Here is a 14,552-nt window from a genome sequence, read left to right on the forward strand (position 1 = left end):
TTCCTGCTTCTCTAATTAAAAGACTGTCTAAATGCTAAGGGGGAGAGATTGGTTTTAGTCTTAAACAATCGGCTAAATGACTGCGGATGCTCAAATCCTAACAGGTATGCTATTTCAGCTACAGACAAATCAGAGGTTGACAGTATTTTTTTTGCTTGCTCAATCAGTTTGTTGTGGATGTGCTGTTGCGTATTCTGCCCTGTCAGAGAACGTAACATATCACTTAAATAGGTGGCTGATAAATTAAGTTGTTCAGCCAGATGTTGTACAGTTGGAATCCCATTGTCCAATGTTTTTTCATTATTGAAATAATCTTCCAAAAGGTCTTCAAACTGTTGCAATAAACTGTTGCCAATCGTTTTGCGTGTGATGAATTGACGTTTGTAAAATCTGATGCTGTAGTTCAATAGCAGCTCGATTTGCGAAATGATAACATCCTGGCTGAAATCGTCTATCCTGCTGTTTAATTCTTCCTCGATTATCTTAAAAACGGAGAAAATGGTTTCTTTTTCCTTTTCAGATAAATGTAACGCTTCATTGGTATTGTATGAAAAGAAACCATATTGCGTTATTTTTTTCGCTAAGGGATAAGATAATAAGAAATCAGGATGAACAAGCAAAATATATCCTTTATGGGTACTATTGCCTGGTTTCTGAAACAATTGACCGGGTGAAGTGAACACTAAACCGCCCTCTCCAAAATCATAATAATGCTGTCCGTATTTTGCCTTTCCTAGACTGTCTTTGTAGGCAATCTTGTAGAAGTCTAAAACCAATTGATCGGCTAATTCTTCGGAAGGCATTTTCATATCTTCAAGGCGGATAAAACTTACCAAAGGATGTACAGGTTTTGATACCCCAAACATCCGATGGAAATCTGATAAAGACTGAAAATTATGCGGTTTATTTTTCATCCCACTAAATTACTGAATTTATTACCACGGGGTTTCTCCGGTTTCAGGATTATATTCTTCACTGATGAATTTGCCCGTTGGTCCGTTTTCTCCAATCATTGCATATTTAGCAATACGTATACCACCCTCCTGAACGGTTCCGGTTCCTCTGTGTCCATTGAAATCTGTAGCTACAAATCCGGGACATACCGCATTTACTCTAAAAGGCGTATCTCTCAACTCATAAGCCAGATTAATGGTGTACATATTCATTGCTGCTTTTGAAGCTGGATATAGGGCGGCTTTGTGTGTATAATATTTCCAGCTGGGGTCGCAATGTAAGGTAAGTGAACATCCGCTTGATGATACATTGACAATTCTTGGCTGTTCTGATTTGCTTAATAAATCAATGAACGCCTGCGTTACCCTTACCACTCCATACAAATTGGTATCCATTACCTGCTGAAAAGCATCGGCACTTGCTTCCAATGCTGCCTGTGGAAAGCCGCCATTGATGCCGGCATTATTAATAAGTACATCGAGTACAGTCGTTTTACTGCCGATTTCCTTGCGTGCAGCTTCTACTGAAGCAGTGTCTGTCACATCTAACAGTATGGCTTCTACATTTTCAAAACCCTCACTTTTCAATTGGTCTACGGCAGCCTTCCCATTGTCTGGGTTGCGGCTTCCGATGAAAACGTAATATCCGTTTTGCAAAAGCTGTTTTGCTGTTGCAAAGCCAATTCCCTTATTGGCTCCTGTTATTAATGCTTTTTTACGCACTTCTTTATTATTGTTTTCTTCGGTGTTTGTGATTACTTCGTAATTCATTTTCTTAAAATTTATTTATTCTGTTTATTATACGTTTGAGCAAATTCTCTGGCGAAGTCATCCAGTTTGACTTTTCCGAGCGTTGGATTGTGTTGATAGAAATCTTCGTACAAACTGCCAGTTTGCTGTGCTTTTTGCATCTCAACCATTCCGTTTGCTATCCATTCGTTGACGCCTGCGGAAAGCATTTGGTCTAATAGTTTATCGGCTGGAATTACTTCCCATTTTAAGTCTGGCTTACCAATTGCGTTACCTATACTTTGCGCGATCTCATTGGGAGAAACTTCTTCACTTGCCTGATAATGTACTGTTCTGCCATTAAACGGCTTTTCCATTTCATCTGCAATGGTTGCTGCTATATCCAAAGGCGACACCCACGGTTCTTTTTTATCGCCGCCGTAGCTTTGAGTTATCACTCCCTGCGATTTGATCATTGGTAACCACCGGTAGATATTGCTGAAAAAGCCAACGGGTCGCATAAACTTGATAGCAGCAGTTTCGGGAAGTGTTTTCAGGATATTTTCAACATTGTAATGCACGAGCAAACTACCCATGTCTTTGTCTGAATGCGCACCGACACTACTCAAATGTATAATACGGTTTACGCCTGACTGTTCTACGGCTTGTTTATAGTTTTCTGCGATTTTTTTAAACTCGGCTAAAAAATCAATATCCTTATCGAATATACTTCCAATACCCTCCCAAGCCTCCATCAGATAAACTGCGTCAGCACCTCTGAATGTTTCAGATAGAAAACCGGCATCCTGAATGTTTCCTATTGCCGGAATAGCACCTAAAGCCTCAATTTCAGGTTTCCGTTCAATTTTACTGCTGATTACGGTTACCGCGTGTCCTTTTTCTACCAATGCTTGTGTAAGCGGTTTTCCTATGTTCCCTAAAGAACCTGTCAATACAATATTCATTTTCTTGATTTTTGTTGATGCAAAGTTGCATCCATCGGAAAGAAAAGAAATAACAGAATTGAGGGATTATGTAACCGAAATGAGGATTTGGAACATAATATCATCCGCAATAGCTTGGTACGAAAACTGCTGTTGGCGACTGTGGTTCTATCGTTCGGTGTCTGTAGTTGTCAGACTAATTGTGTCGGCTTGGGGATCCGGGAAAACAAGATGCGAAGTCGAAGGAAGAATGTTGATTGAAGAAATTTGGAGCTGTCAGGCCTCGTGATGATACAGAATGGATTTTTGACATTCAAGTCAGCTAATAAAAGCAGGTAAAATTCCCCGACAGGTAGGTTGCGTTATGGACAGTTGTTCGTAGCCTGAGCGCTCAAAGGTTATCGATACAAAATGAGTGAAAATACTTGGATGCATTCTTCGATCCCTCTGATGCAAAAACTATGAAAGCTTTGATTTTATCTCATCAAAAATATTCATAAAATCTTTTTCCAATACTTGTTTAAACAAGCCGAGTTGAAAAGTTAATTCTGCCAGTTGTTTTTCGCTTAAAGTTTCTGGCCACAAACGCATGCATATTCTATTTAAAGCATAGCTGATGTTTTCTAGCTTTTGGTAGCTGAATAAATATTTACTGCTGATAAAGCTTTCCAGAAACTTAGAAAACACCGTCTGATCTTTTAACCCACAATGCTCAAGGAAATCATTTAAAGATTCTTTTTTTACGGCCATAAGTTTTTCATAAAAGTGATTAACCTGTACCAGATTATGCTCAATAAGTAAATGATCTAATAAAAGCTCCAAACCTATATGAGCCAAAAATGAAGGCCGAACAGGGGTGCCTTCCACCACTGGTTTGATCAGATGTTTAAGTGCTGTTGTTTTTTCTAAAAAGAAATTAGAGGAATGAAAAAACAGGTCAACTGCCAGATGTCTTTTCCAACCTGTTAGTAATCCTTCTTCGTTAGCATTTCCTAAAAATAAAAACTCATTTTTTTGAGGATATAAATTTGTTTCTTTTGATGCGTTTTTGATCAGATCAGGTAATACGGTTCCCATTACCACATTGGCATCAGCATTTGATTTATCGAAGTAATAATGAGATAAAAAGTTCATGCCTGCAAGGTAATGTTTTCTTTTTTGCTGAAAAACTGAAACCATATGATATTAGCTTTTTAATTCGTATTGTTTTGTAAATTAATTATTTATAAATTTAATTACCTTAAAAATCTAATCATGCCTAACTCTAAAACTTATCGGATACTGTCTCTTGATGGAGGCGGTTCCTGGGCACTTATTCAGGTAAAATGTTTACGTAAACTTTTCGCAGAAACCTTTAATGCTCCCGATCCAACGGGTCATGAGGTTTTGGCAAAGTTTGATCTGGTAGCGGCAAATAGTGGTGGTAGCCTGGTGGCTGCTGCTATGGCAGAAAACCTTCGCCTTTCAGAGATAGAAAAAATTTTTGATGATGAAAAGCTAAGAAGCAAGGTTTTTTCAAGGTTGAGTTTCTTTGAGAAAAGCTTACTGTCAAGCGCTGCAAGAATATTTAAAATTGGTGCAAAATATGCAACAAAGAGAAAACATCAGGCATTAAAAGAGATCTTGCCAAAAATTTCCAGGCTTGATTTAATGCAGGTTCCTGAATACGTTGCTGTTGATGGCCATATTAAAACCCAATTTTTAATTATTGGTTATGATTATTACCGCAACAGAGCAGAAATGTTCAGAACGGATTGTGATAGTTTAGCCTCAACATCGGTTATTGAAAAGAAACTGAAAAACTTGCCGCCTGTAACCCAATCGCCATCAGATTGTTTGGTAAGCCTGGTTGATGCGATTCATGCTTCGAGCACTGCACCGGTTAATTATTTTAATGAACCTGCTATGTTCAAGGTTAATCACAAACTTAAATATTACTGGGATGGCGGAGTTACCGGAAATAATAACCCGATCTTAACAGCGGTTACAGAGGCGATTTGTAATCGTGAACAATATGAAATCGAACATATTCAGGTACTTTCTATTGGTACCGGAACGGTTTCACAATTGCAATATGATGAGGAAATTCCGGTTAAGTACAATGAACTAAAGGCTAAGTATGAGGAGCCTGGTTTGATCAAAGATATTCAGAAAATGGGTACCAGCATCTTAAATGACCCACCTGATACAGCAGCATTTGTAGCTTACATGATCTTAAATGCTTCCATGCCGGCAAAACCAGTTGATTTCATCAGAATGAATCCGGTGTTGCGGCCAATGATGGTTAGTAACGCAAACGGTAAACACTGGGATTTGCCCGCAGGTATTAGTAAGGATGAGTATGTGGCGCTAAATGCAATGGATATGGATGCTGTAGAGGATAAAGAAGTTTCACTGATCAATAAATTATGTGACAACTGGCTCAACAACTCGGGTATTCCAAATCAGGCAATACGAAGTGATAGCTCCCTGAATTGCCTTATCGGCCACCCCGATTTTGATACAGCTCAGGCAGATTTTAAAAGCTGGTTTACAGTTGCTAACTAATTTGCTTTAAACTAAGCTAAAATTTTATCTTTGCACGCACAATTATTAAAGTGTTTGTACAATGACGAATTTTGTTGAAGAGTTAAGGTGGCGTGGCATGCTGCATGATATTATGCCAAATACTGAGGAAAAGTTAAATGAAGGAATGACCTCTGGTTATATTGGTTTTGACCCTACCGCAGATTCGTTACATGTAGGTCATTTAACGCAGATCATGACGCTGATCCATTTTCAAAAAGCTGGTCATAAACCTTATGCTTTAGTTGGTGGTGCTACCGGGATGGTTGGAGATCCATCAGGGAAATCCGATGAAAGGAATCTGCAAACACCAGAAATGATCGAGCACAATCTTAAGGGAATGAAAGCACAATTGGCTAAATTCTTAAAGTTTGAAGAGGGGGGCAATGGAGCCGTGATGGTCAATAATGCAGATTGGTTTAAGGATATGAATCTTTTCACATTCATCAGAGATGTGGGAAAACATATCACTGTTAACTATATGATGGCAAAAGATAGTGTGAAAAGACGTTTAGAAGGTGATTCAGGATTATCTTTTACTGAATTTTGCTATCAATTGATCCAGGGTTATGATTTTTATCATTTATGGAAGAATGAGAATTGTTTGGTGCAAATGGGCGGATCAGATCAATGGGGGAATATTGTTACCGGAACAGAGTTGATTAGAAGAAAGGATGGAGGAACAGCTTATGCCATTACTACACAGTTGATTAAAAAAGCCGATGGAACAAAATTCGGTAAAACGGAAAGTGGCGCTGTTTGGTTAGATCCTGAAAAAACCTCTCCGTATAAATATTATCAGTTTTGGTTAAACGCCTCTGATGACGATGTGAAGAAGTGGATCAGAATATTTACCCTAAAAACCAGAGCAGAAATTGAAGCTCTGGAAGCTGAACATGATGCTGCACCGCATTTGCGTATTTTACAAAAAGCATTGGCAGAAGATATTACTATAAAAACCCACTCTGTAGAAGCATTGGAAACCGCTGTTAAAACCTCTGAGTTTTTATTTGGCAATGGATCTTTGGAATTTTTAAAAAGTTTATCTGAGAAACAGGTTTTAGAAATGTTTGAGGGCATTCCTCAGTTTAAGATTTCAAAATCAGAGCTGGCTACAGGCGTTGATGCAGCTACACTTTTAGTAGAGAAAGCCGCTGTTTTTCCATCGAAGGGAGAAATTAAAAAATTGATTCAAGGTGGTGGTGTTTCGGTAAATAAAGAAAGAGTTACTGATGCTACGCAGATTTTTAATGCAGAAAATTTAATCAATGATCAGTTTATTGTGGTGCAGAAAGGCAAGAAAAATTATTTCCTGTTAATTGCCGGGTAAAAGGGTAAATTTAACATAAGGAAATCTCAATCTATTGATTGAGATTTTTTTTGGCAGTAGGTATTCTAAATACCAGACAAAATGTATATATTTGGGTATAATTGTCGGGCAATGAAAAGAAAACCAGAAAATATCGTTGAAGAACCAATGGTGGCTTATCAGGCCGCTCTTCAAACGCCCATTATGGCTATAATTGGAAACCATTATACTAACCCTAGTGAGTTTGATCTTTTAAATCTTGCCCGCAAAGGCATATCAAAGAAATCATTAACCTCACTAGCTAAACAAATTTCTTTAACATTAGAAGAAATAGCGGGTATTTTACATATTTCTGAGCGTACACTTCAAAGGTATGCACCAACTACATTGGTTAAAACAGAATATGCCGATAGGGCAATAGAGTTAGCACGTTTATATGAGCGTGGGATAGAAGTTTTAGGTAGTGCGAAGGCTTTTAACACCTGGGTAAGGCAACCAAACCAAGCTTTAAATAATGAAATTCCTCTTAATTTACTCGATACCAGCATCGGTTTTGATATGGTTTTACAAATATTGGGCAGGATCGAATATGGCGTTTTTAGTTAAATGATACTATACCGGATCAGTAATTGTAAACATGCCAAAGATGTTAGTGGAACTGGTGCCCGGTTATTTGGTGGCCGTTGGAATTCTGTTGGCGTTTCTATGCATTATATGGCCGAAAACCGATCATTGGCAGCGCTTGAAGTTTTGGCAAATAAGAACAATATCAATGATGCCAATCAGTTGTGTTTAACCATATTTGAACTCCCTGAAGATAGCATTGATCGGTATGACCATAAGCAATTACCCGAAAATTGGAAAGCTTACCCTGCATCATTAGCACTTAAAAAGATTGGTGATGAATTTATCAGGAAAAATGAATATTTACTGCTACGGGTACCTTCTGCAATAATTGAAGACGAGTTTAACTACCTGATGAATGTAAACCACTCGCTATCAGATAAAATTAAGATCATTGAGGTTAAACCATTTAATTTCGATAACAGGTTGTTTTAACTTACTGCACCAGTAAATTACATCCTCTGATATCGGCATGATCAAACCTGCCTAAAACTTCAAAACTACCATCAGGGTTTATTCGACCTAAATCTTGTGTGGCAATGAATGAACAGGAATTGATATTGGCCAGATCTATAACATTAATTCCTCCTGTTTTACCATTTTGGATCAAAGTTAAAGGATCATTGGTATCTCTGATCAATACCTTCATCCAGTCAGGGCAATTGAAAATACCATTGCCTAAAGAATAAGCCTGAGAAAGGAGTTCTGTCATGCCGTATTCACTATGAATGGCGGATACGCCAAAACCTTTTGTTAACTGATCATGAAGTTCTTCCCGAACCATTTCCTTACGCCTGCCTTTCATCCCGCCTGTTTCCATTACAATCAACTCAGGAAAATCAATGTCATATTGTTCAATAAAATCGAGTAGGGCATAGGTAACGCCAATTAAAACGGTGGGCTGTTTCTTTTCTTTAAGGTTATTCAAAGTTTGAAAAAGATCATCGTGATTATAAAGAAAGTAACCACTTTGTGGATGCTTGCTTTTCTCAATCAAATCATTAACCATATAAATCAATGATGAGCCTGATCTTTGCTGATAGGAAGGGAGTAAGGCCAAAAAACAATAGTTTGAAACCGGGCCATAAAACTGATCAAAAGCCTGAAGATAGCTTTGCTCATACAATTTAACATCAGTTACGTGATGGCTGCTTTGAACCATACCAGTAGTGCCCGAGCTACTAAAAGTGATTTCTACAGGTTTGTCGTTACTAAGTATGCGATGGGTTTTAAAAAAAACAATCGGCAGAAATGGAATCTGATGAAAATCATTGATCTGATCCACATCAATTTTTAAATGATGAATATATTCGCAGTAAACCTGGCAGTTCTTAGCCTGTAATTTAAAAATCTCCAATGCATGAGCATTAAACTCATCGGTGTTGGTTATAGAAAATATATCTTTAGTTTTCAGACTCACCCTGCAAAAGTACAAAGCATTATGCTATTTTCTCGTCAGTTTTTTTAGTCAGCATAGCTGTTCTGAACTGATAGCCACAATAGCCGCTAATTCCAGCCACTAAGCCACTTAATATTCCGGTAACCAATAACAATGTCCACCAAAGTTTTATCCCTGTCATTACCGCAACTCTACCAGCAAGCAAATTGTCGTTGGGTAAACTTTTAAATAATGCATAACCAATCCATAATAAAAATATGGCAAAGAATGATTGCCAAAAGGCGATTTTGGCTGTTTTACCAATAATGCCGCAAGTAGCAAAAGATATCACAATAATTACCCACCAAGGCGCAATCATTTGCAGTAAAAAACAAATTATTAATATGACGATGAAAACCATTGTATGCTATTTAGAAATTTTTAAACGAGAGATTATTTTTCCGGATTTATCATCAGGCGCTTGCATGTAAAATAAATCATATAATTGACCATTTGCCCAAGTATCGACCATGTTATCATAAAATTTACTGCCAGGATTGCCTGATTGTCCGCCAGGATAAACACCATGTCCTTTGGGTGTTTTTCCAAGTTCAATTACCATTCTCCATGAAGGTCCATTGGTTTCACTTATGGCATTAATTGTGCTTTTTGCACCACCAATTTGCAATATTTTAGAACCAAAACCTGGTATTTTTGCTAAATGCGGTACATTGGTTTGCTTTACGTTTGACCATCTCCAGTCTTTATTAATTGGTCCGAATCTGCGTTCCAGGCTGTCACAGCTGTACTTGAAAGCTTCATTTACCAAATCTGCAAGCGATTCTTTTTGGCTGGTGTTCACATTATCGTACCATTTTGCGTTTGGTTCTTTTAATATCATTTCTACTGTACGATCTCTGGAAGGATATCGCATTGGAATTCCTTTTACCACAAATTCATCGTTCCAGATATTGAATGATAAACGCTTGGTCCAGATTTCGAAAACACTTGCCGCTATTTCATCTGCATCGTAGCGCTTGTTCCATTTGGTTACATAACTTAGGGCTTCTTTTTGTGTAGCATTAAGATTTTCGGTATTTAACAAAGGTAATATCGCAGGAACCAGGTTCTGTGCTAAAATGCTGTAATTATCGGTCTGCATTAGCCTGATGCTATCCATAGTGGCTTTGTTCATTGCGGCTAATCGATCATTAATTCTTTTTCCCCTTTCATAAGGTGCAAATTCCCAATTGATGTAGTAAGGATAAGTGGAATCAGTAGAAGATTGGTTTGCTGAACTCACAAAACCACGAGGAGGGTTTTTAACTGTTGGGTTCTGGGCCGCTGGAATCCAGCCTTGCCAATCGTATGCAGGATCAGTTCCATCCAAAATAAATTTACCCTGGTCTTTCCATTTCAATGGAAATTTGCCATTCGGAGTGATCGCAATATCATTATCAACGCTGGCGAAAACAAAATTTTGAGCGGGAGCAGTGTAAAAAGTTAATGCTTTACGGTAATCATTATAATTTTTACCACGATTTAAATAATAAAAAGTCATTAATTCATTCGACTGATCGTGAGCAATCCATCTTAAGGCATCACCAACAGGTACATTGTCGGCCCTTCCATATTTGGGTTTTTGAAAATAAACAACAGGACCGTGATGGGTATAATAAACGGTATCAATTTCATCTTTTCCACCGCGAATTTTTATTGTTTCCAGGCGTTTAGTGGTTTTGTTCCATTTGTTGTTGTACCAATATTCGTTGTGAGCAGAATCTTTGAATTTGATCTGATAAAAATCTAAAACATCGGCCGCAACATTGGTTACACCCCAGGCAATTTTTTGATTGAAACCAATGATAACGCCCGGTGCGCCAGGTAGTGAAACACCATAAGTATTAACGCCCGGTGCATGTAATTGAATTTGATACCAAATAGATGGTAATGTTAAATCGAGATGCGGGTCGTTAGCTAAAATGGGAAAACCAGATGCTGTTTTTGTACCAGATAAAGCCCAGTTATTACTTCCAATTCCTTCTACTTTTTCTTTTGTACGCACTTCGCCTGTTAAAGCCTCGGTAAAACTTTCAGGAGTTTTTGGCGTTGGCAATGGCGAGAAATCCCATTTGGTTCCTACGGGAATAATAGGATCTTCTCTAAATGGATAGTCGGGAAAAAGATCTTTAGTGATTTCAGGTCCAAACTTTTTAAGAATATTGGTCATATAGAATTCATCAGAGCCCATGGCCAAAACAGCCGACATCTGTTTTAATAAGAGCGCACATTTTACCGGTGTCCAGTTTTCTGGTTTAAAATCCAGTATTTTATATTCCAAAGGGTATTTTGCATGAGAAAGGCCTTTAATATACGCATTTATTCCCTCGGTATAGGCCAAAATCATTTCCTTTGCTTTTGGATCGGCCATCATTCCTTTTAAAGAATTTTCGGCACCATAAACCATGCCCATTCTACGTTGATAGCGGTCTACCTCAATCGCTTTGTCGCCAACCACTTCGCTGATTCTTCCGGCAGCAAAACGGGTTTGAAAGTCCATTTGCCAAAGACGATGCATGGCGGTAACATAACCCTGAGCCAGATACAGGTCATGATCATTCATGGCGAAAATATGTGGAATCATTTTGTCATCGAAAACAATTTCGATTTTATCTATCGCTCCTTTAATCTTTGTCTTGTGGTTAAAAATGAAATGATTATTCTCTGCATTTTGCCAAAAACCCATAAAAGGGTTTAAAAATTTCAAAAGCGGGGGCGTACTGCCCAGTTTAGTATTAAATAAGAAAGCTAAGGCTATAGGGATTATGATACAGAAAAGCGCTTTAATTTTATTCATAATGGTTAGCTGAAAATCTCAGGTTACTAATATAAAGCAAAAATGATGATTTAAGATAAATGAAAATACAACAAACTGAATATCAATCAAAATTATAAATTGAAATTATTATGCAAACATAATTTGTTTAATTCAAAAAAAGCATTTAAGTTTATGTTAACTAATAATACAGACAACCAAATTTAACAATCATTTATGAGCAGAATTTTTACACAAATCTTCTATGTGTTATTTTTTATGTGCGCAATTAATATTGCGGCACAGGCACAGAATATAACGGTTAGCGGAACCGTTAAGGATAGACAATCAAAAGAAGGACTGGCAGGTGTGAGCGTAACCATTAAAGGCCAAACTGGTGGTACAGCATCATCAGGCGATGGTAGTTTCTCATTTACCACTACTGCTAAAGTTCCGTTTACACTCGTTGCATCATACGTTGGCTATGGAACAGTAGAGAGGCAGGTAACGGCTAACACGTCTGGTATTAATATTGAAATGGAAACAGCCGTTGTGCTGGGTGGGGATGTAGTTGTTTCGGCATCAAGAACGCCAGAACGTATTTTAGAATCACCGGTTTCCATCGAAAGAATGAGTGCTGCCTCTATTCGCGAAATCGCTGCACCATCTTTTTACGATGCCTTAAACAACATGAAAGGTGTGGAAAGCAGTATGCAAAGTTTAACTTTTAAATCCATTAACACCCGTGGTTTCAATTCAAATGGTAACACCCGTTTTAATCAATATATTGATGGAATGGATAATCAGGCGCCGGGTTTGAATTTTTCAGTAGGTAACATTGTTGGTATCACTGAACTTGATATTGATAATGTTGAACTTTTACCGGGAGCCTCATCTGCATTATACGGTGCAGGTGGTATTAATGGAACTTTGTTGATGACTTCTAAAGATCCGTTCAAATATCAGGGCGCAAGTTTTCAATATAAAACTGGCGTGAATCATGTGAACGACGATAATTCCAGCGTTCAGCCATTTAATCAATTGGATGTTCGTTTAGCCAAATCATGGAACAATAAATTTGGTGTAAAGGCTGCATTTTCATTTTTACAGGCTAAAGATTGGTTTGGAAATAATTATTCAAACTTTGATCGTGTTTCCAGAACCGCAAAAGCCGGAGATCGCAATAGCGACACGAATTATGACGGAATCAATGTTTATGGCGATGAAGTGAGCCAAAATATGAGAAATGTGGCGTTAAGTGTTCAAAATCAAACCATTGCAGGCATTATTGCAGCAGGAGGTCCGAATATTAAAAACGCGCTGGATGCCACTTTTGGCGCTGCAATTCCAAATGCAGCACAGCAAGCAGGATTTTTAGCAAGTTTGCCAGCTGAACTCAGACCAGCAGTTCAAAATTATTTTCCTTTTTATGTAGGTTTAAAAGCCAACTTGATTCCGGATCAAAATGTATCGAGAACAGGTTACAATGAAGTTAACTTAGTTGATTATGATACTAAATCACTTAAAGCTTCAGGAGCTGTTTATTATAATATTACCAATACTATTCAAGCAGTGGCACAGGCAAACTGGGGAACAGGTACCTCCGTTTATACAGGTTCTGATCGTTATTCACTTCGTAATTTTAATATCGGCCAATATAAACTGGAATTAAAAGGACAGGATTTTTCATTAAAAGGCTATACTACTCAAGAACGTTCGGGTGATTCTTATATCTCATCTATTTTAGGTAGTTATATCAATGAAGTTTCTAAACCTTCAACAACCTGGTTCCCGCAATATATTGGTAACTATGTGGGCGCAAGGGCAGCAGGACAAAATGATGTTGCCGCACATGCGTTTGCAAGGGGAGTTGCCAATCAGGGACGCTTTGAACCAGGCAGCCCACAGTTTGAAACTGCCAAGCAAACGATTATGAACACAACGATCAGTGCCACCTCAATCAATGCGGCAAATCCTGCACAAAGTGTTTACGGTGCCAAATTTGATGATAAAACCAATTTATATCATTATGAAGGAATGTATAATTTTACCAATGCACTGAATAATGCGGTAGAGTTTCAGGTGGGCGCTTCTTACCGTCTTTACGATTTGAATTCTGCAGGAACCATTTTCAATGATTTAAATGAATCGATTGATATTAATGAATACGGGGCATTTGCACAAATTGGTAAAAAAATGTTCAACGATAAGGTTAAGTTTACTTTTGCCGGCAGATACGATAAAAGCATGAACTTTGAAGGTCGTTTCACACCTCGTATCACTGGAGTTTTTACAGTGGCCAAAAACAACAACATCAGGGCATCTTATCAAACCGGTTATCGTAACCCAACTACTCAAAACCAATATATTGACCTTTCTGTAGGCGGTGGATCTCAGCGTTTAATTGGTGGTTTACCGGAAATCATGTTTGGTAAATACAATTTGGATGGGAATAAAGCCTATACTGATGTGAGTTACCGTGCTTTCCTGGCATCTGCAGCTGCCACCGGTACCCCAAACCCAGCGTTATTACAACAATATACATTTGATGCCAAAGGTGTTCGTCCGGAAAGCGTTCAATCTTACGAGTTGGGTTATAAAGGATTAATATTGCCTAATTTACTTATTGATGCTTACGGCTATTATAACACCTACAAAGATTTCATTACTGCTGTAGATGTTTATCAAAATGTTGGTACGCTTGCTAATCCTACTTTTGTTAAATTTGGTGTTCCTGTAAATGCAGAAGGAGAGGTCACTTCGTATGGTGCTGCTTTAGGCTTGGATTATCTTGTTGATAACTATAGCTTTAGTGGTAACGTTTCATACAACCAGATTGGAGATCTTCCTGTAAACTATATCAATGATTTTAACACGCCAAAAGTTCGTTTCAATCTTGGCTTTGGCAATAAAGAAATCATCAAAAACTTCGGTTTCAATATCTCTTACCGCTGGCAAGATAAATTCTACTGGAATTCATCATTTGCTTCAGGCGAAGTTCCGGCATACAGCTCTTTGGATGCTCAGGTTAGCTTGAAAATTCCTTCGGTAAAATCTTCGGTTAAACTGGGTGGATCAAACGTGATGAATAAATATTACATTACTTCATATGGTAACCCGGCTGCGGGTGCTATCTATTATTTAGCATTCTCTTTTAATCCTTAACCATTTAAATATGCATAGTGAAAGCCCTCCCTGATAAAATTAAGGAGGGCTTTTTTTATGATTTACTACA

At 37.9% G+C, this 14,552-nt stretch carries 12 protein-coding genes; 5 read left to right on the forward strand and 7 right to left on the reverse strand.

What is annotated here, in order from left to right; all coding sequences use genetic code 11:
• Positions 1-11: 11 nt before the first annotated feature.
• The 4 genes from DU508_RS11680 to DU508_RS11700 form a co-directional block, all read right to left on the reverse strand.
• A complete protein-coding gene (locus DU508_RS11680) occupies positions 12-914 on the reverse strand; it encodes a helix-turn-helix domain-containing protein (protein ID WP_115402991.1) in 903 nt (300 codons plus the stop codon).
• A gap of 21 nt (positions 915-935) precedes the next feature.
• Positions 936-1,724, reverse strand: a complete 789-nt coding sequence (locus DU508_RS11685) for an SDR family oxidoreductase (protein ID WP_115402992.1) — start codon at positions 1,722-1,724, stop codon at positions 936-938.
• An 11-nt stretch (positions 1,725-1,735) separates the two neighbouring features.
• Positions 1,736-2,647: an NAD(P)H-binding protein gene (locus tag DU508_RS11690; protein WP_115402993.1), complete on the reverse strand. Its 912-nt coding sequence runs from the start codon at positions 2,645-2,647 to the stop codon at positions 1,736-1,738.
• A gap of 438 nt (positions 2,648-3,085) precedes the next feature.
• On the reverse strand, positions 3,086-3,760 hold the full coding sequence (locus DU508_RS11700) for an ACP phosphodiesterase (RefSeq protein ID WP_115403339.1): 675 nt from the start codon (positions 3,758-3,760) through the stop codon (positions 3,086-3,088).
• A 120-nt stretch (positions 3,761-3,880) separates the two neighbouring features.
• On the opposite strand from DU508_RS11700, the gene DU508_RS11705 reads away from it, so the two are divergent.
• The 4 genes from DU508_RS11705 to DU508_RS11720 all read left to right on the forward strand — a co-directional run bounded on the left by DU508_RS11705 (position 3,881) and on the right by DU508_RS11720 (position 7,559).
• On the forward strand, positions 3,881-5,173 hold the full coding sequence (locus tag DU508_RS11705) for a patatin-like phospholipase family protein (RefSeq protein WP_115402995.1): 1,293 nt from the start codon (positions 3,881-3,883) through the stop codon (positions 5,171-5,173).
• 61 nt (positions 5,174-5,234) lie between these two features.
• Complete coding sequence (gene tyrS, locus DU508_RS11710) at positions 5,235-6,521, forward strand: tyrosine--tRNA ligase (RefSeq protein ID WP_115402996.1); 1,287 nt, start codon at positions 5,235-5,237, stop codon at positions 6,519-6,521.
• 111 nt (positions 6,522-6,632) lie between these two features.
• A complete protein-coding gene (parS, locus tag DU508_RS11715; protein ID WP_115402997.1) occupies positions 6,633-7,106 on the forward strand; it encodes a type II RES/Xre toxin-antitoxin system antitoxin in 474 nt (157 codons plus the stop codon).
• Positions 7,107-7,559, forward strand: coding sequence for an RES family NAD+ phosphorylase (locus DU508_RS11720; RefSeq protein WP_115402998.1), 453 nt, complete (start codon positions 7,107-7,109; stop codon positions 7,557-7,559).
• A gap of 1 nt (position 7,560) precedes the next feature.
• Here DU508_RS11720 and DU508_RS11725 read toward each other — a convergent pair whose 3' ends face one another.
• The 3 genes from DU508_RS11725 to DU508_RS11735 are packed head-to-tail and all read right to left on the reverse strand — an operon-like array spanning position 7,561 to position 11,359.
• On the reverse strand, positions 7,561-8,544 hold the full coding sequence (locus DU508_RS11725) for a LuxE/PaaK family acyltransferase (protein ID WP_115402999.1): 984 nt from the start codon (positions 8,542-8,544) through the stop codon (positions 7,561-7,563).
• A gap of 19 nt (positions 8,545-8,563) precedes the next feature.
• Positions 8,564-8,923, reverse strand: a complete 360-nt coding sequence (locus DU508_RS11730; RefSeq protein WP_115403000.1) for a hypothetical protein — start codon at positions 8,921-8,923, stop codon at positions 8,564-8,566.
• Positions 8,924-8,929: 6 nt separating this feature from the next.
• Positions 8,930-11,359 carry a penicillin acylase family protein gene (locus DU508_RS11735; RefSeq protein ID WP_115403001.1) on the reverse strand — a complete coding sequence of 810 codons (2,430 nt, stop codon included), beginning with the start codon at positions 11,357-11,359 and terminating at the stop codon, positions 8,930-8,932.
• A 195-nt stretch (positions 11,360-11,554) separates the two neighbouring features.
• Here DU508_RS11735 and DU508_RS11740 point away from each other — a divergent pair, with 195 nt between their 5' ends.
• Entirely contained in the window at positions 11,555-14,482 is a 2,928-nt protein-coding gene (locus tag DU508_RS11740; RefSeq protein ID WP_115403002.1) for a TonB-dependent receptor, read from the forward strand.
• Positions 14,483-14,552 lie beyond the last annotated feature (70 nt).

The organism is Pedobacter chinensis (assembly GCF_003339865.1).
Taxonomy (GTDB): Bacteria; Bacteroidota; Bacteroidia; order Sphingobacteriales; family Sphingobacteriaceae; genus Pedobacter; species Pedobacter chinensis.

Coding starts and splice junctions, on each gene's coding strand:
- DU508_RS11680 (WP_115402991.1), bottom strand. CDS start 914: ATGAAAAATAAACCGCATAATTTTCAGTCTTTATCAGATTTCCATCGG.
- DU508_RS11685 (WP_115402992.1), bottom strand. CDS start 1,724: ATGAATTACGAAGTAATCACAAACACCGAAGAAAACAATAATAAAGAA.
- DU508_RS11690 (WP_115402993.1), bottom strand. CDS start 2,647: ATGAATATTGTATTGACAGGTTCTTTAGGGAACATAGGAAAACCGCTT.
- DU508_RS11700 (WP_115403339.1), bottom strand. CDS start 3,760: ATGAACTTTTTATCTCATTATTACTTCGATAAATCAAATGCTGATGCC.
- DU508_RS11705 (WP_115402995.1), top strand. CDS start 3,881: ATGCCTAACTCTAAAACTTATCGGATACTGTCTCTTGATGGAGGCGGT.
- tyrS (WP_115402996.1), top strand. CDS start 5,235: ATGACGAATTTTGTTGAAGAGTTAAGGTGGCGTGGCATGCTGCATGAT.
- parS (WP_115402997.1), top strand. CDS start 6,633: ATGAAAAGAAAACCAGAAAATATCGTTGAAGAACCAATGGTGGCTTAT.
- DU508_RS11720 (WP_115402998.1), top strand. CDS start 7,107: ATGATACTATACCGGATCAGTAATTGTAAACATGCCAAAGATGTTAGT.
- DU508_RS11730 (WP_115403000.1), bottom strand. CDS start 8,923: ATGGTTTTCATCGTCATATTAATAATTTGTTTTTTACTGCAAATGATT.
- DU508_RS11735 (WP_115403001.1), bottom strand. CDS start 11,359: ATGAATAAAATTAAAGCGCTTTTCTGTATCATAATCCCTATAGCCTTA.
- DU508_RS11740 (WP_115403002.1), top strand. CDS start 11,555: ATGAGCAGAATTTTTACACAAATCTTCTATGTGTTATTTTTTATGTGC.